General features: G+C 71.3%; 15 protein-coding genes. 5 read left to right on the plus strand and 10 right to left on the minus strand.

The window, feature by feature from the left end:
- Window positions 1–127: 127 nt before the first annotated feature.
- Complete coding sequence (locus ACYU7H_RS02380) at window positions 128–2,041, plus strand: M13-type metalloendopeptidase (RefSeq protein WP_460812183.1); 1,914 nt, start codon at window positions 128–130, stop codon at window positions 2,039–2,041.
- Between the two features lie 20 nt (window positions 2,042–2,061).
- Here ACYU7H_RS02380 and ACYU7H_RS02385 read toward each other — a convergent pair whose 3' ends face one another.
- On the minus strand, window positions 2,062–2,724 hold the full coding sequence (locus tag ACYU7H_RS02385) for a rhomboid family intramembrane serine protease (protein ID WP_460812185.1): 663 nt from the start codon (window positions 2,722–2,724) through the stop codon (window positions 2,062–2,064).
- 56 nt (window positions 2,725–2,780) lie between these two features.
- Window positions 2,781–3,179, minus strand: coding sequence for an MGMT family protein (locus ACYU7H_RS02390; protein WP_460812186.1), 399 nt, complete (start codon window positions 3,177–3,179; stop codon window positions 2,781–2,783).
- 99 nt (window positions 3,180–3,278) lie between these two features.
- Here ACYU7H_RS02390 and ACYU7H_RS02395 point away from each other — a divergent pair, with 99 nt between their 5' ends.
- On the plus strand, window positions 3,279–3,686 hold the full coding sequence (locus tag ACYU7H_RS02395) for a hypothetical protein (RefSeq protein ID WP_460812188.1): 408 nt from the start codon (window positions 3,279–3,281) through the stop codon (window positions 3,684–3,686).
- A 21-nt stretch (window positions 3,687–3,707) separates the two neighbouring features.
- Here the strand turns inward: ACYU7H_RS02395 and ACYU7H_RS02400 are convergent, their stop codons facing one another.
- Complete coding sequence (locus ACYU7H_RS02400; protein WP_460812189.1) at window positions 3,708–4,844, minus strand: inorganic phosphate transporter; 1,137 nt, start codon at window positions 4,842–4,844, stop codon at window positions 3,708–3,710.
- Window positions 4,844–5,470 (minus strand): DUF47 domain-containing protein, encoded by a 627-nt coding sequence (locus ACYU7H_RS02405; protein WP_460812191.1) that lies wholly within the window; start codon window positions 5,468–5,470, stop codon window positions 4,844–4,846. Before ACYU7H_RS02405 ends, ACYU7H_RS02400 begins: the two co-directional genes overlap by 1 nt.
- A gap of 263 nt (window positions 5,471–5,733) precedes the next feature.
- On the opposite strand from ACYU7H_RS02405, the gene ACYU7H_RS02410 reads away from it, so the two are divergent.
- Together ACYU7H_RS02410 and ACYU7H_RS02415 are read left to right on the plus strand one after the other, a co-directional pair.
- Window positions 5,734–7,062, plus strand: coding sequence for a hemolysin family protein (locus tag ACYU7H_RS02410; protein WP_460812193.1), 1,329 nt, complete (start codon window positions 5,734–5,736; stop codon window positions 7,060–7,062).
- Window positions 7,059–7,778 (plus strand): exopolysaccharide biosynthesis protein, encoded by a 720-nt coding sequence (locus ACYU7H_RS02415; protein WP_460812195.1) that lies wholly within the window; start codon window positions 7,059–7,061, stop codon window positions 7,776–7,778. The genes ACYU7H_RS02410 and ACYU7H_RS02415 overlap by 4 nt, the downstream gene beginning before the upstream one ends.
- A 12-nt stretch (window positions 7,779–7,790) precedes the next feature.
- Here ACYU7H_RS02415 and ACYU7H_RS02420 read toward each other — a convergent pair whose 3' ends face one another.
- The 3 genes from ACYU7H_RS02420 to ACYU7H_RS02430 form a co-directional block, all read right to left on the minus strand.
- Window positions 7,791–9,929: a putative bifunctional diguanylate cyclase/phosphodiesterase gene (locus ACYU7H_RS02420; RefSeq protein WP_460812197.1), complete on the minus strand. Its 2,139-nt coding sequence runs from the start codon at window positions 9,927–9,929 to the stop codon at window positions 7,791–7,793.
- Window positions 9,926–10,852: a phosphate/phosphite/phosphonate ABC transporter substrate-binding protein gene (locus ACYU7H_RS02425; RefSeq protein ID WP_460812199.1), complete on the minus strand. Its 927-nt coding sequence runs from the start codon at window positions 10,850–10,852 to the stop codon at window positions 9,926–9,928. The genes ACYU7H_RS02420 and ACYU7H_RS02425 overlap by 4 nt, the downstream gene beginning before the upstream one ends.
- A 76-nt stretch (window positions 10,853–10,928) precedes the next feature.
- Complete coding sequence (locus ACYU7H_RS02430) at window positions 10,929–11,714, minus strand: RNA methyltransferase (protein WP_460812200.1); 786 nt, start codon at window positions 11,712–11,714, stop codon at window positions 10,929–10,931.
- Between the two features lie 89 nt (window positions 11,715–11,803).
- Between ACYU7H_RS02430 and ACYU7H_RS02435 the strand changes: the two genes are divergently transcribed.
- Window positions 11,804–12,643, plus strand: coding sequence for an inositol monophosphatase family protein (locus tag ACYU7H_RS02435; protein ID WP_460812201.1), 840 nt, complete (start codon window positions 11,804–11,806; stop codon window positions 12,641–12,643).
- Window positions 12,644–12,715: 72 nt separating this feature from the next.
- Here ACYU7H_RS02435 and secF read toward each other — a convergent pair whose 3' ends face one another.
- From secF to yajC, 3 genes are read right to left on the minus strand one after another with little or no spacing between them, the layout of a single operon-like run.
- Complete coding sequence (secF, locus tag ACYU7H_RS02440) at window positions 12,716–13,681, minus strand: protein translocase subunit SecF (protein WP_460812202.1); 966 nt, start codon at window positions 13,679–13,681, stop codon at window positions 12,716–12,718.
- A 12-nt stretch (window positions 13,682–13,693) separates the two neighbouring features.
- On the minus strand, window positions 13,694–15,553 hold the full coding sequence (gene secD / locus ACYU7H_RS02445; protein WP_460812204.1) for a protein translocase subunit SecD: 1,860 nt from the start codon (window positions 15,551–15,553) through the stop codon (window positions 13,694–13,696).
- 58 nt (window positions 15,554–15,611) lie between these two features.
- Complete coding sequence (yajC, locus tag ACYU7H_RS02450) at window positions 15,612–15,950, minus strand: preprotein translocase subunit YajC (RefSeq protein WP_460812206.1); 339 nt, start codon at window positions 15,948–15,950, stop codon at window positions 15,612–15,614.
- Window positions 15,951–16,363: the final 413 nt, after the last annotated feature.

Below are 16,363 nucleotides of genomic sequence, written 5' to 3' on the forward strand. Positions count from 1 at the left end.
GTCGCGTCCCGCGCCGTCCAAACCCGCGTGAAGCCGCGTTCATGGCGACCGGAAACCGGTTGCTAGACTCGCGCGCCTCGGGACCTGCCGGGGTCCCGCTCCCCCCCAGAGCCGCGAGGTACCCCGCATGCCCAGCACGCCACGCCGCGTCCTGCCCGCCCTCCTCTCCGCGTCGATCGGCCTGGCGCTCGCGTTGCCGACCGCCGCCGCGGCCAAGGACGCGAAGGCCTGCGAGGACTTCGACGCCCACGCCAACGCCGCCTGGTACGCGTCGCATCCGGAAGGCGTGCCCGCCTCGGCGATGGGCGAACTGGCCGCGCGCGCGGATGCGCAAGTGGCGCAACTGCTGCAGGGCGCGATGTCGGCCCCGCAGGGCCCGCTCGAAACTTGGCTGGGCCACCTCTATGCCGGCGCCCTGGACGACGCGGCGATCGAGCGCGCCGGCACCACGGCGATCGCCCCGCTGCTGGCCGAGGTCGACAAGGTGCGCCGCGCGCGCCACGTCGCGCCGGCCATCGCGACGTTGCACCGTGCCGGCATCCCGGTGGTCGTCGACACGTCGGTTGGCCCCTCCGGCGACACGCTGGCGGTGGCGCTGGCGCAGGGCGGCCTGGGCCTGGGCGACCCCGCGTTCTACACGCGCGACGGCGCCGAGGCCGAGGCGCTGCGAGGGAAATACCGCGCGTACGTGCAGCGGATGCTCGAACTGGGCGGCATGCCCGCGGCGGAGGCCGCCGCCCAGGCGCAGGTCGTGCTCGACGTGGAGACGCGCATCGCCGCGACCTCGCGCCCGCTGTCGCTGCTGCGCGCGGAGCCGGCGCGCGGACGCGAATCGTTGTCCGTGTCCGGGCTCGATCGCCAGTACCCGAGGCTGCAGCCGGCGTCGCTCCTGCAGGCCGCCGGCTCGACGTCGGCGCAGGTCATGGCCGACCCGCAGTGGCTGGCGAAGGTCGAAGCGCTCGCGGGCGAGATCGAGCCCGCGCAATGGCGAAGCTACCTGCGCTTCCACGTCGCGGACGCGATGGCGCCATCGCTCCCCAAGGCCTGGCGCGACGCGCATTTCGCCTTCCACGGCCCGAACCTCGAGGGCCGCGTGCGTGCCCCGGACGCCGCGGCGCGCGCGACGCTCGCCACGCAGGAACTTGCGCCACATGTGCTTGGCCAGGCCTACGCGGCGCGTTACCTGTCCCCGGCGGATGCCGACCGCGCCCGGGGGATCGCCACCCGCGTGCGGGACGCGTTCGCCCAGGCCGTGCCCGGCGCGCCGGCGCTCGATGCCACGGCGCGTGCCGCCGCGCAGTCGCGCCTGGCGACCCTGCAGCTGGAGATCGGTGCGGCCGGCCCCGCGATCGATGCCACCACCCTGCCCGCGCTCGATCGCGCGAACCACGCCGCGAACGTGCTCGCCGCGCGTGCATGGCGCCAGGCGCGGTCGTTCGCACGCGCGGGCCAGCCCTCCGGCAGCGCGGCGACAGTCCCCGCATGGCGTCCCGTCCTTGCCTGGCTGCCGGACGCCAATCGCCTGGTGGCCACGCCCGCGGTGCTGCAGGCACCGGTCTTCGACGCCTCGCAGCCGCCCCCCGCGCAGTACGGTGCACTGGGCGCCATGCTCGGCCACGAGCTGTCCCATGCCGCCGGGGTCGAGGCCATGGCCGAACCCGCCAACCGGCTGGTCGCGCAATACGTCGCCTTCCCGATCCCGGAGGCCATTGGCGTCGCGTACGACAGCCGGCGCACCGCGGCCGAGCAGATGGCGGACCTCGCCGGGGTGGAGCTCGCGCTCGCCGCGCACGCGGCCGCCGAACCCGGCGCGGACGCCGCGGCCACGCAGGCGTTCGCACGCGGCTGGGCGGGCCTGTGGCCGCAACGCCTGGCACCGGCGCAGGCGCAGGCGGCCGCCCGTGGTTCGGCGCACCCGCCGGGCTACTGGCGCGTCAACGGCCCGCTTCGCAACCAGCCCGCGTTCGCGACCGCCTTCGAGTGCAAGGCGAAGGACGCGATGTCGGTGGACGCGGACGCCCGGGTCGGGATCTGGAAGTAACTGCCGGCGGCCCCGCGGCCTCAGCGCACGATGCGCGGCCGCGGTGGCCCCCGCCGTCCGAAGGGCGGCTGCCCGCGCCAGTAGCGGATCAGCAGCCAGCCGAACAGCATGCCGCCCAGGTGCGCGAAGTGCGCCACGCCCGGTGCCGTGCCGGTGATGCCGAGCAGCAGGGTGATCACGCCGTACACGATGACCAGCGTGCGCGCCTTCATCGGGATCGGCGGGATCAGCAGCATCACGCGCTGGTTCGGGAACAGCATGCCGTAGGCCAGCAGCAGCCCGAACACGCCACCGGACGCGCCGACGGTCGGGTACGACAGGCCCGTCTCCGACAGCATCCACGACGCGACCACCAGCTGGCACAGTCCGGCCCCGGCGACGCACGCCAGGTAGTAGGTCGCGAAGCGGCGGTTGCCCCACGTGTACTCGAGCGGCGCGCCGAACATCAGCAGCGCCAGCATGTTGAACAGCAGGTGCGGCAGGTTGCCGTGCAGGAAGCCGTAGGTCAGCAGCTGCCACGGGAGGAAGCCCTGGGCCTGCGCGTAGGGGTCGAGGGACGCGTCGCCCAGCGGCCAGAGCATGAAGGCGCCGAAGACCGCGTTGCCGAGCAGCATCTGGAGCGCGAACGCGACGCCGTTGGCGATCAGCAGCGCCTTGGTGACGGGTGGAATGTTGGAGAACATCGGGCATCCTTGTCGGTGCCGCGCCATGATACCGGCTGGCCTTGCGCCACCCCGCCTCACTCGCCGGGCGGCCCCCAAAGGGCGGCATCCAGTGACTTCGCGCGGCGCGCCACGCGGCCGCCCTCGACCGCGACGCCTTCGCCGCGGAGTCGCTCGACCTGCTCCCGTCGCCCCTCCGAGCCTTCGGGGAAGGCGATGCGGCCGTCGGCCCTGACGACCCGGTGCCAGGGCAGCGCGGGATCCTGGTTTCCGGACAGCACGCGGGCCGCCAGGCGGGCGCGCCCGGGTAGCCCCGCGCGCGCCGCGACCTCGCCGTAGCCGGCCACCTGGCCCCGCGGGATCGCGCGGACCGCGGCGAGGATGCGCCCGGCGGCAACTTCCGGCGAAGCACGGCCGCCCGGCCGGTCGGCGCGGGTGGCCCGGTGTGGCTGGCGTCTGTCCGGCGTGCGGGGCATGCGCGCATGGTGCCGGCCGGACGGCCGCGCGTCAGCCCCGCCTTGCCGCGACCCGCCGCTGCGCTACCATCGCCCCGACCGCCGAGAACGGGACGCGCCATGAACTTCGAGCAGATCCGCACCCATCTCACCGGCAACGGCTACCGCATCTCCATGCAGGAGCCCTACGTGCTTTGCGTGGAACTGTCGCTGGAACAGGGCAGTCGCCAGCAGGCGATCTACCTGTCGGAAATGGAGGACGACGACGGCCGCTGTTTCCTCCGCGTCAGCACCGCCGTGGCGCCGACCGATGCCTTCGACGCGAAGAAGGCGCTGGCATTCAACTGGGAGAGCCGCGTCGGCTACCTCGCGACCGGGGAGCACGACGGCGTCCCGTACCTGCACCTGGTCGAGAACCGGCCCTACGACAGCCTCAGCGGCTCGGAACTCGACCGGCTGGTGCTGGAGATCGGCGGCCTGGGCGACCGGATGGAGCGCGTCCTGTCGTCGGAAGCGGACCTGCTCTGAGACCGGCCGGCCGCGTCCAGGTCAGGCCCAGCCCAGCGCCTGCATGCCGCGCAGCAGCAGGTAGGCGATCCCGCCGGCCATCGGGATCGTCAGGATCCACGCCCAGATCATCTTCTCCACGACCGTCCAGCGGATCGCGTTGAGCCGCTTCGACGTGCCCACGCCCATGATCGCCGACGAGATGTTGTGCGTGGTCGACACCGGGATGCCCAGCGACGACGCGCCCAGGATCACCGAGGCGGCGCTGGTTTCCGCCGCGAAGCCGTGGATCGGGTGGAGCTTCACCAGTTTGTGGCCGAGCGTCTTGATGATCCGCCAGCCGCCCGCCGCCGTGCCCGCGGCCATCACCAGCGCGCAGGTGACCTTGATCCAGAGGTCGATGTCGCCCTCGGCGAGCGCGCCCTCGGACGGATGAAGGAACGCGAGCAGCGACGGGAGGTCGTCGAGCGTCCCGGCCGCCTCCGCGCCCACCAGCGCCAGGGCGATGATGCCCATGGTCTTCTGGGCATCGTTCATGCCGTGCGCGAAGCCCATGCTCGCCGCGCTGACGATCTGGAACTTGCCGAAGAAGCCGTTCACCCATCGCGGCCGCGCCATGCGTGCGAGCACGCCGCCGCTGCGCGCCATCATCGAGATGATGAAGAACAGCACGCCCATCACTGCGAATCCGGCCATGAAGCCGAGCATGGGCGAACTCACCATCGGCACCACCACCTTCCAGAGCACGCCGCCGCTCTTCCACAGCGGTTCCTTCGGCTCGGACCAGATGATCGCGGCGATGTCGTTGTGCGCGGCGGCGAGCGCGGCGCCCAAGAGCCCGCCGATGAGGGCGTGCGACGAAGAGGAGGGCAGGCCCACGTACCAGGTGATGAGGTTCCAGGTGATGCCGCCGAGCAGCGCGCACATCACCAGCTGGGAGCCGACCTCGACCACGCCCACGTCGATCAGGCCGGACGCGATGGTCTTGGCCACCGCGGTGCCCGCCAATGCGCCGATGAGGTTCATGCCCGCGGCCATGCCGACGGCCTGCATCGGTGTCAGGACCTTGGTCGCGACGACCGTGGCGATGGAGTTGGCGGTGTCGTGGAAGCCGTTGATGTACTCGAAGACCAGGGCGACGAGCACGACGGCCACGACCAGCGCGAGCGCGACGTCCATCAGGAGTTCTTCAGCACGATCCCGTAGCAGACCACGCCGGCCTCGCGGCAGCGGTCGATGGCCTTCTCGAGGATCTCGAAGAACTCCTTCAGCAGGAACATCTGCAGGTGGTCGAGCTGGCCCGAATAGATGTCCCGGTAGAGTTCGAGCATGAGGCGGTCGGCCTCGTTCTCGATCGAGCGAAGCTGGTCGCCCAGCCGCTTCATCGGCTCGAGCTTCATGCGGGGCAGTTCGCGGACCATCTCCACCACCACCCCCGCCGCCTTCTCCAGCATCGAGGCGCGCGGGGCGAAGTCGATCTTCGCGAGGTGCTCGGTCGCCAGGGCGTAGCGCTCGGCGAACTTCTCGACCTGCTTGGGGATCCGGTACAGGGCGGAGCCCAACGCCTCGATGTCCTCGCGCTCGATCGGGGTGATGAAGCTGTCGACGAGCTCCTGGCTGATGCGGTCCGAAGCCGCGCGCTCGCGTTCGCGGGCAAGCCTGAAGGCGTCCAGCGCGGGCACGCGCTCCTCGGCGCGCAGCATCGCGTGCAGCGCCTTCGTGGCGTCGTGCCCGGCCACCGCCGCATCCTCGAGCAGCGTGTAGAACTGCTTGCCCTGGCCGAACATCGTCTGGAGGGAGAACATCCGGGCGCCCCGTCACGCATCGCCTTCCGGCAAGGGACGCGATTATGGCCGCATTGCCACGCGTCCCGCACCCCGAGGGACCAGGCCGGAAAGCGTGCGGGGCTTTGCTATGATCGGTCGCCGCGCGCCCCACCGCGCCCCGCCCCGCATGGACGACGACCCCGACACGCCCTTCGGCCCGCGCGACGCGGGCCTTCCGACCGCCGGCCCACGCCCCGCCGTGGCCGCATGCGCGTGTCCCGCCCGGCCGGTGGCCTGCTGACGTGTTCGAACTGCTCGTCGTCCTCGCCCTGATCGCCCTCAACGGCTTCTTCGCGCTGTCGGAGATGGCGCTGGTCACTTCGCGCAAGCTGCGGCTCAAGCGGATGGCCGAGGATCCGGAACACCCGAGCCGCGGCGCGCGCAAGGCGCTGGCGCTGGCGGAACACCCGGACAACCTGCTCTCGACGGTCCAGGTCGGGATCACCCTCATCGGCGTGCTGACCGGCGTGTTCGGCGGCGATGCGATCGGCCTGGTGATCGCCGACTGGCTGGACGGCGTGTGGCCGGCGGTGGCCGAGTACGCCCGTCCGATCGGCATCGGCACCGCGGTGGGCCTGATCACGGCGACCACGGTCATCTTCGGCGAGCTCGTGCCCAAGCGCCTGGCGCTGACGAACCCGGAGGCGATCTCGAGTGCCGTCGCCATCCCGCTCGACTGGCTCGCGCGCGCCGCGCGCCCGGTCGTGGCCTCGCTGGGCGCGATCAACCGCGGCGTGCTGCGCCTGCTCGGCATCCGCAACGATGCGCGCGACGCGATCAGCGAGGAGGAGATCCGCCTGCTGCTGAGCGAGAGCCACGAGCAGGGGGTGATCGACGCCGACGAGCGCAACATGATGCATCGCGTGATGCGGCTTGGCGACCGCGACGCGGAAAGCCTGATGACGCCGCGCATGCGCATCGCCTGGCTCGACGCGGCGGCGCCGTTCGAGGAGAACCTCGAAACCATGCGCGAGACGCCGTTCTCGCGCTACCCGGTGTATCGCGGCGACGACAGCGACGTGCTCGGCGTGCTCGAGGTCAAGTCGCTGCTCGACCGGCTCGACGAGCGTGCGCCGGAACTGTTCCGTGGGCTGCGGCCGGCGGTGTTCGTCTCCGAATCGACGCCCGCGCTCAAGCTGCTCGAGATCTTCCGCGAGGAGCAGCAGTCGCTCGCGCTGGTCGTCGACGAATACGGCGACGTCACCGGCATCGTCACGGTCAACGACCTGCTCGGCGCGGTGATCGGCCGCACGCAGACGGGCGAAGGCACCGATGCCGACCCGATGGTCGTCGAACGCGAGGACGGATCGTGGCTCGTGGACGGCGCGCTTTCGGTGGAGGAACTGCGCGAACTGGTCGGCGGCGGGCGCCTGCCTGGCGAGGACGAACACGACTACCACACGGCCGCCGGCATGGTGATCGCGCAGCTGGGCAGGATCCCGAACGCCGGCGAGTTCTTCCGCTGGGGGGGCTGGCGCATCGAGGTCGTCGACCTGGATGGCCCGCGCATCGACAAGCTGCTGCTCGGCCGCACCGCCCCGCCGGAAGACGACGCGCAGGTGCACGCATGAACCGCGACGCGCCCGGGGGCGCGGGAGACGAGCAGGAAGGGGCATCGACCGCCTCGCCCGCAGGTGAAGGCGCCGCAGCGCGCCGCAGCGGCCGGCGTACCCGGCGCCGCCACGCCGAGGCCGGCACCCGCGCCCTGCTCGACGCACTGGTGGAAGGCGACCAGGACGAACTGCTGACGCTGCAGGAACTGCTCTCGGGCCTGGGACGGCGCGCGTTCGGCATGCTGCTGTTCGCGGCAGTGCTCCCGGCGTTCATCCCGATCCCGGTGGGCGGCGCCATCAGCGGCCCGCTCGTCGTGTTGATCGGGCTGCAGCTGCTCGCGCTGCGGCGGCGCCCGTGGCTGCCGCGGTTCATCGCCCGCCGTGGCCCGCACCGCCACGCCCTGGCGCGCTTCGACCGGATCATCTCGAAGCCGCTCGCATGGCTCGAGCGCCAGGTGCGTCCGCGCCTGTCGGTAGTGCTGGACAACCGGGCCGCCGCGGCGTTCACCGGCCTGATGCTCGTGGTGCTCGGGCTGCTGCTCGCCCTGCCGATCCCGGGCACGAACTACATCTTCGGCGGCCTGCTGCTGATGTTCGCGTTTGCGTTGCTCGAGCGCGACGGTGCGCTGATGCTGGCCGCCTGGGTCGGCGGCGCGGTCGCCATCACGATCTTCGGACTGCTGTCGGGGACCCTGGTCGCGGCCGCCTCCAGCTGGATCGATTTCCTGCTCTGAACCCGCGGCCGGTCAGAGGCAGAGGCGCTCGAACTCGTCCGCCTTGATCGGGTGCCCCAGCCAGTAGCCCTGCGCCAGGTCGCAACCGCGCTCGCGCAGCAGCGCGTACTGGCCTTCCTTCTCCACGCCCTCGGCGACGACCGTGATGCCCAGCGAATGCGCCATGGCGATGATCGCGGTGGTCAGCGCGAGGTCGTCCGGGTCGCGCAGCACGTCCGCGATGAAGCTGCGGTCGATCTTGACCCCGTCCACGGGCACCCGGCGCAGGTGGCTGAGGCCGGAGAAGCCGGTGCCGAAGTCGTCGAGCCACACCTTCACGCCCATCGAGCGCAGCCGGGCGAGCAGCCCGCTGGCGTGGAGCTCGTCGCCCATCACCGCGGTCTCGGTCAGCTCCAGGTGCAGGCACGAGGCGGACAGCCCGCTCTCGCGCAGGCACGTGTCGACCACCTTCGGCAGGTCGCCGCTGCGCAACTGCCGCGGCGAGACGTTGACCGAGACGAACAGCGGGCCGGCCGTCTCGTGCGAGGCCTGCCAGTGCACCGCGTCCGCGCACGCGGCCGCCAGGACCTGCGGGCCGATGGTCTCGATCAGGCCGCTCTGCTCGGCCACGTCGATGAACACCGAGGGCGCCACCAGGCCCTGTTCGGGGTGCTGCCACCGCAGCAGCGCCTCGGCGCCGACCAGGTGGCCGTCGGACAGGCGGTAGACCGGCTGGTAGACGAGGCTCAGTTCGCCGCGGTCCCAGGCCCCGCGCAGTTCCTGTTCCAGGCGCACGCGGCGCTCCACCGCCTGGTCCATCGCCCGGCTGTAGAACCGGTGGCAGTTCTTGCCGGCGACCTTCGCCTGGTACATCGCGATGTCGCCGTTCTTCAGCAGCGCGGTCGCCCCGGATGCATCGTCGGGGAACAGCGTGATGCCGATCGACGTGCCGAGGAACGCCTGCCGGTCCTGGAGGACGATGGGACGCCCGAGCTCGAGCACCAGCGCGTCCCCGAGCCGGGTCGCGACCTCGCGGATGTCCGTCCCGGCCCCGTCGGCCAGGCCGCATTCGACCAGGATGACGAACTCGTCGCCGCCGAACCGCGCGATCGACGCGTCCTCCCCGCCGAGCCGCGACACGACCTCGCGGATGCGGTTGGCGAACTGGACCAGCACTTCGTCGCCCGCGTCGTGGCCGAGGGTGTCGTTGATGCGCTTGAAGTCGTCGATGTCCGCGAACAGCAGGGCCAGCTGCCGGCCCGCGCCCTGCAGCTGCAGGAGCTTCCGGTCCAGGCGCTCCCGGAACGCGAGCCGGTTGGCCAGGCCGGTGAGCGCGTCCGTGTAGGCCATCCGGCGGATCTCGCGGTCGTGCCGCGCCACGCTCGTGCTCATCCGCCGGAACGCGCGGACCAGGTCCCCGATCTCGTCGTCCCGGCTGCTGTCGGGCGCCTCCGCGTCGAAATCGCCGGCCTCGATCGCGCGGGCGGCGTCCGCCAGTTGCCGGACCGGGCCCACCAGGGCGCGCTGGGCGAGCCACACCAGCAGCAGGCCGAGCACCAGCAGGGCCATCGACAGCAGCCCGATCCAGACCATCTGCGAGCGACCGATCTCCTGCATGCGCATCCGCAGGTTGGCGAGCGCGCGCTGCTCCGCCCCGCGCGCGCTCTCGAGCGAATAGCCCACGCGCACGCCGCCCAGCCGGCGGTCGCCCACGACGATCGGGCTGGAGACGTCGACGATCCGGTCCGACCACTGCACGTGCAGGCTGCGCGCGGCGATCACCTCGAACGCCAGCGGATCGTCCATCCGCCGCCCGAAGCCGGCGATTTCGTCGCTGCCGTCATGGAGGATGTTGCCCTCGGCGTCGTAGACCAGCACGTACTCCACGTCGGGCTGCTGCAGTGCCGCGCGCGCCGCGCCGCCGACCTGGTCGAGGTCGAAGTAGTAGAGCGGGTTGGCGAGTGCGTCGGCCAGCTGGCTCACCATGCCCTCGCCACGCCGGCGCAGGTTCTCGGTCGCGAGCGACTGCATCGCCTCGCGGCTTTCCTCGGTCAGCGCCGCCTGGGTGCGCTCCTGGCGCAGCCAGAGCACGGACATGAGCCCCAGCACGATGGCGAGGGCGACCAGCATGGTCGCGAGGAACCGCCCCTGCAGCCCGGGACGCACGCTCATTCGACCTCCGAGCGCACGCGCCGCACGCCTTGGCCCACGCGGTCGAGCGCCGACCGGTCCGCGTCCCCGTCGAGCGGCAGGAAGCGCGTCGTCCTGAAGAAGCGCATCAGTGCCTCGTGGGCGTCCGGGTCCCCGGCGGCCTCGAGCAGGACCTCGCGCAACCGGTTGGCGACCCGCGGATCGAGGTCGCCGCGGACCAGTTCGATCGCGCGCGGGTATTCGCCGCTCCGGGCGATGATCTGCAGGTCGTCGCGGAACGCGGGGGGCATCCGCTGCGGGTTGGCCCAGTCGAGGTTGCTGACCGCGCCTGCGTCGACCAGCCCCTTGTGCACCCACGTGGCCACGTTGAGTTCCGAGCGCGCGAACAGGTAGCCGACGACCGGGGCGTCCGGCCTGTCCACCGGGGAAAGCAGCGGCTCCAGGACCAGTCCCTCGGACAGCATCTCGGCGGCTGGCACGAAGTACGCGCTGGTCGAATTCGGCCGCTGGAAGGCGACGCTGTGCCCGGGCAGGTCGGACAGCGCGTCCACGCCGCTGTCGCGCCGGCTGAAGAACACCGTGTGGTACCGGCTCACGCCGTCGCGCTCGGTCAGCAGCAGCGGCCGCGCGGCCGCGCGTTCCTGCAGCATCACGCCGGTCGCGGCGGTCTCGGTGACCCAGTCCACGCGGCCGCGGCGGAGGAAGCTCGCCATCTGTTGCGCGTCCCGCGCCATCAGGATGCGGCCTTCGCGGATGCCGACATCGGCCATCCGCGGCACGACGTAGTCGAGCAGGCCCTTGAGCTGGCGGTAGTGCGCCTTGGGGTCGTCGCTGATGCGGCCGATCACCAGCACGTGGCCATCGTCCTGGGCCCGCGCCGGCAGCAACGGCGCCAGCACGGCCAGGAGTCCCAGCAGGCAGGCGGCGATTCGGCTGGACGACAACGTCAAGCGGGCGTGACCGGTCCGTGAAGGCTGTCGCAGACTAGCCTAATCGCGCGACAGGCGACAGACGGGGCGGTCAGCGCCCGGAGGTCCCCTCCCCGCCCTCCCGGGCCAGCCTGGCCATGCGCTGGGTGTCGGCAAGGATCCCGCGGAGCATCCGGACTTCCGCCTCGGTGGGCCGCGCACGCAGGTACAGGCGGCGCAGCTTGCGCATGGCGGATTCCGGCGCCCTGCCCTTGTGGAAGTCGATCTGGTCCAGCGCCTCGGCCAACTGGCCGAAGAAGCCCTCCAGCAGGTCGTGCGGCGCGGGCGGGGCGTCGTCGCCACCGGTGCCGGCCGCAGGGCCCTCGAGCAGCGCGAGCCGCAGTTCGTAGGCAAGCACCTGGACCGCGGCGGCGAGGTTCAACGAGCTGTAGCCGGGATTGGCGGGGATGTGCACGGCGGCATGGCACAGCTGGAGTTCCTCGTTGGTCAGGCCGGTCCGCTCCCGACCGAAGACCACCGCCACCTCCCTGCCGGCCGCGGCCTCCGACACGGCGCGCGCGGCCGCACCGCGCGGCGGCAGTTGCTCGAGCTGGACGCGCCGGTCGCGGGCCGTGCAGCCCAGCACGAGCCCGCAGTCCGCAACGGCCTCCGCGAGCGTGCCGAAGGTGTGCGCGCCCGCGAGGACGTCGTCGGCACCGGCGGCCAGCGCGGCGGACTCGCGGTCCGGGGCGCGTTCGGGTTCGACCAGGACCAGCCGGTCCAGGCCCATGGTCTTCATGGCGCGGGCCGCGGAACCGATGTTCCCGGGGTGTTGCGTGCCGACCAGCACGATGCGCAGCCGCGCGGCCGTCGCGGCGTCGATGCGGGGAGTCTCCATGGCGGCGAATGGTAAACTCCGCGCCCCGCCCACGCCGGCGGCCCGCTCTTTCCCCGCCCTGCCCGCCCCCGCGCCCGAGGTCCGTCGCGATGTCCAAGCCCGTCGTCAACATCATGGTCAAGGCGGCGCGCGCCGGCGGCAACGTGCTGCTGCGCGGCATGACGCGGCTCGACGCGCTGAACGTGGTCGAGAAGGACCGGATGGACTTCGCCAGCGAGATGGACGCCAAGGCCGAGGTCGAGATCGTGCGCGAGCTGCGCCGCGCGTTCCCGGACTGCGCCGTGTTGGGCGAGGAAGGCGGCGAGCAGAAGCCCGCGCGCGCGGGCCGCGGCGACATCCGCGGCGTGTTCGTGATCGACCCGCTCGACGGCACCAGCAACTACCTGCGCGGCATTCCCCACTGGTGCGTCTCGATCGCGCTGGTCGAGAACGGCGAACCGCAACATGGCGTCGTGTTCGATCCGCTGCGCAACGAACTGTTCGTGGCCAGCCGCGGCGCCGGCGCCGTGCTCAACGACCGCCGCATCCGCGTGGCCGAGCGCAAGGACCTCAACGGCGCCATGCTCGCGACCGGTTTCCCGCCGCGCGAGCGCGCCCGTGCCGGCGCACAGCTCACCTGCATCCGCGGCCTGCTCGACACCGCCGAGGACATCCGCCGCACCGGTTCGGCCGCGCTCGACCTGGCCTACGTCGCCGCGGGGCGCGTGGACGGCTACTTCGAGGCCGGCGTGAAACCCTGGGACATCGCCGCGGGCATGCTGCTGGTGCGCGAGGCCGGCGGACGCGTGACCGACTTCCGCGGCGCGGGGACCGGGCCGGTGGACGCGCGCGGCACGGCGCCCCGGGCCCTGCTGGCGGGCAACATCAAGCTCAGCGAGGTGCTGCAGAAGGCGATCGTGGCGACCGGGTACGCGGCCGCCTTCGACTGATCCGCCGCACCGCGACGGAAGAAGAAAGGCCGCGGATGTCCGCGGCCTTTTTCGTTGCCCTGGTGGCGAGGATCATGGACGCCGCGCCAGGGCCTCCTCGTCGCGCGCCTTGGGCAGCAGGTCCTGCTTGGTGACCTTCAGCGGCCCGACGGTGAGCAGCGGGCAGGCCAGCAGGATCGACGACAGGGTGCCGACGATCACGCCGATGATCTGGGTCAGCGCCAGGCCCTCGAGCGAACCGCCGCCGTACAGGTACAGCGCCATCACCGACAGGAAGAACACCGCGGAGGTGATGATCGTGCGCGAGAGCGTCTGGTTGATCGAGCGGTTGAACACCGTCAGCGGATCGGCGCGCATCGACCGGAAGTTCTCGCGCACGCGATCGAACACGACGATCGTGTCGTTGATCGAGAAGCCCATGACGCTGAGCAGGCCCGCGAGCACGGTGAGGTCGAACTCCCGGCCCGTCACCGCGAACCAGCCCGCCACGAGCCCGACGTCGAACAGCGTCGTGATGGATGCGACGACCGCGAACTTCCACTCGAAGCGGAAGCTGATGTAGATCAGGAAGCCGACGAGCACGAACAGCGTCGCCATCAGCGCCTTGTCCGCCAGTTCCTCGGACACCTGCGAACCGATGGACTCGCGGTTGAGCAGCGTCGCCGGGTTGGCGTCGGTCGAGATGATGCCGAGGACCTCGCGGGTCATCGCGCCCGCCTGGTCGACGGTCATCTTCTCGGCGCCTTCCTGCAGCTTGACCAGCAGGTCCGAGCCGCTGCCGAAGGTCTGCACCTGCGCGCCCTCGTAGCCGGCGTCGGCCAGCGCCTCGCGCACGCCGTCGACGTCCGCCGGGCGGTCGAAGCGCACGGTGATCGCCGTGCCGCCGGTGAAGTCCAGCGCGAAGTTGAAGCCCTGGGTCGCGATCGCGCCCATGGCACCGAGAAACAGCAGCAGCGCCACCGCCATCGACACCCAGCGCGCGCGCATGAAGTCGATGTTGGTGCCGGTGGGGATCAGCGTGAGCGGAAAGATCTTCATGGGTGCGTCCGGTCAGATGGCCAGCGTCTTGAGCTTGCGGCGCTTGCCGTAGATCAGCGTCACCAGGCCGCGGGTCACGGTCAGCGCGGTGAACATCGAGGCGACGATGCCGACCACCAGGGTGATCGCGAAGCCCTTCAGCGGGCCGGTGCCGAAGGCATACAGCGCGACGCCCGCCAGGATCCCGGCGACGTTGGCGTCCAGGATCGAACTGGAGGCCTTGTCGTAGCCGGTGGCGATCGCGGCCTTGGGCGGCACCCCGAGCCTGAGCTCCTCGCGGATGCGTTCGTTGATCAGCACGTTGGCGTCCACCGACAGGCCGATCGACAGCGCCAGGCCGGCGAAGCCCGGCAGCGTCATGGTCGCGCCGAAGATCGACATCACCGCGGCGACGATCAGCAGGTTCAGCAGCAGCGCGGCGCAGGTGACCAGGCCGAACATGCGGTAGTAGCCCATGAAGAACAGCAGGGTGAACAGGAACGCCCACAGCACCGCGGTCACGCCGCGCTGCACGTTCTCCGCGCCCAGGCTGGGGCCGACGATGCCCTCGCCGATGAAGTCCATGGGCGCGGCCAGCGAACCCGAGCGCAGCAGCCGCGCCAGGTCGTCCGCCTCCTGCTTGGACAGGCCGGTGGTCTGGAACTGCCGGCCGAACACGCCGTTGATGTTGGCGACCGAGATGACTTCCTCGTGCACGCGGAAGCTGCGCACTTCCTCGCCGTTCACCACGCGCACCTGGGGGATGCGCTCGATGTAGACCACCGCCATCGGCTTGCCGACGTTGACGCTTGTGAACTCGAACATGCGGTTGCCGCCGGCGGCGTCGAGGGTGACGCTCACCGCGGGCAGCCCGTCCTGGTCGTAGGTGGACTGCGCGGCGACCATCTGCTCGCCCGAGGCGATCACGCGCTTGTTGAGCAGCACCGGGACCGGCTCGCCGTCCGGCCCCGTCCGGCGCTCGTAGTAGAGCGCCGCCTCGGGCGGGATGTTGCCGGTGGACACGGCGTCGTACGGGTTGCCCTCCACCACCGCGCGGTATTCCAGCGTGGCGGTCGCGCCGATCATGCGCTTGGCCTCGGCGGTGTCCTGCACGCCCGGCAGCTGCACGACGACGCGGTCGTCGCCCTGGCGCTGGATCACCGGCTCGGCGACGCCAACCTCGTTGACGCGGTTGCGGAGCGTGGTGATGTTCTGGGTGATGGCGTCGAGCGCGACCCGGTTGACCTCGGCTTCCGGCAGCGTGCTGGTGATGCGGTTGCCGTCGGTCTCACGCATCATCGTCGGCTGGTCGGCCGCCAGCAGCGGCAGCGCGCGCTCGACGTCCTGCGGCGAGGCGAGCTCGGCAACGATCGTGTCGTCGCCGCGGCGCTCTACGGCGGTGTAGCGGATGCGGTTCTCGCGCAGGATCGAGCGGATCGCATCGACGTTGGCGTCCATCACCTTGTCGAGTGCGACGCCCTGGTCGACCTGCATCAGGAAGTGCACGCCGCCCTGCAGGTCCAAGCCCAGCGTCATCGGCTTGGCACCAAACGCTGACAGCCAGTCGGGAACCGTGGAGGCGAGGTTCAGCGCGACGACGTAGTCCTCGCCGAGCGCTGCACGCAGGGCGTCCGACGCCCGTGTCTGGGCCTCCAGCCCCAGAAGGCGGACCAGCAGGCCATCCTCGTCGGCCTCGATGGCCTTCGGTTCGACGGACGCTTCCGCAAGTGCGCGATCGACACGGGCGCGCAGCGCAGCGTCGATCGGCGCGCCGCGCGCGGCGGTGACCTGGACCGACGGATCCTGCGGGTAGATGTTCGGCAGCGCGTACAGGGCGCTGACCAGCATCACCAGGACGATCAGCGCGTACTTCCAGCGGGGAAACTCGAGCATGGTGCGACCCTGCGCGCCGGCCACGCCGGCCGGCGACTGGCGTGGAGCGTTGAGGGGATCAGGCGGCCTTGAGCGTGCCCTTCGGCAGCACGTTCGAGATGGCGGCCTTCTGCACGCGGACGCGCACGTTGTCGGCGATCTCGACGGTAACGAAGTTGTCGCCGATCTCGGTCACGGTGCCGGCGACGCCGCCGGAGGTGATGACCTCGTCGCCCTTGCCGAGCTTGCCGAGCATCTCGCGGTGCTCCTTGGCGCGCTTCATCTGCGGGCGGATCATCAGGAAGTACATGACCGCGATGAGGATCACCGGGAACATCAGGGTCGACCAGATGCTGGGCGAGGCCTGGCCGGCCGCCTGGGCGTAGGCCGGGGAGATCACGAGGTCGAGCAGGTTCATTCGGAGGCGTCCGGAAGGCTGAAAACAGCCGGGGATTATGCCATGTGGCCGCGACCCTCCGCTTTCAAGCGGCCGGGTGCGACGGCTTGCGGGTTCGCGACACGGGCTCGCTGCCCGCGCACCCGCGGCTTCGGACAGTACGGCGTGCAACCCCTTGGGGGATTGCTCCGCCCCGCGAAAGGCGTCCTGCCTTTATGCGGGGCGGGGCCATCCTTGGCCCCTGCTGCGCAATTCCCCCAAGGGATCGCCCGCCTTCGCCCCGGCATCTAGTCACGAGGCTTCGGATGCACGGCGAGCGAAGGGCCGAAGCCGGTCGAACATTCGTAGCCGCGGACTGGTGGGCCGTGTTCGCGCCAAGCTGGCCAGGGATGGCCAGCGCCCGAGTCAGGGCAGGATGCCCTGACCGAGGGAAA

This window comes from Luteimonas pelagia, assembly GCF_054776035.1.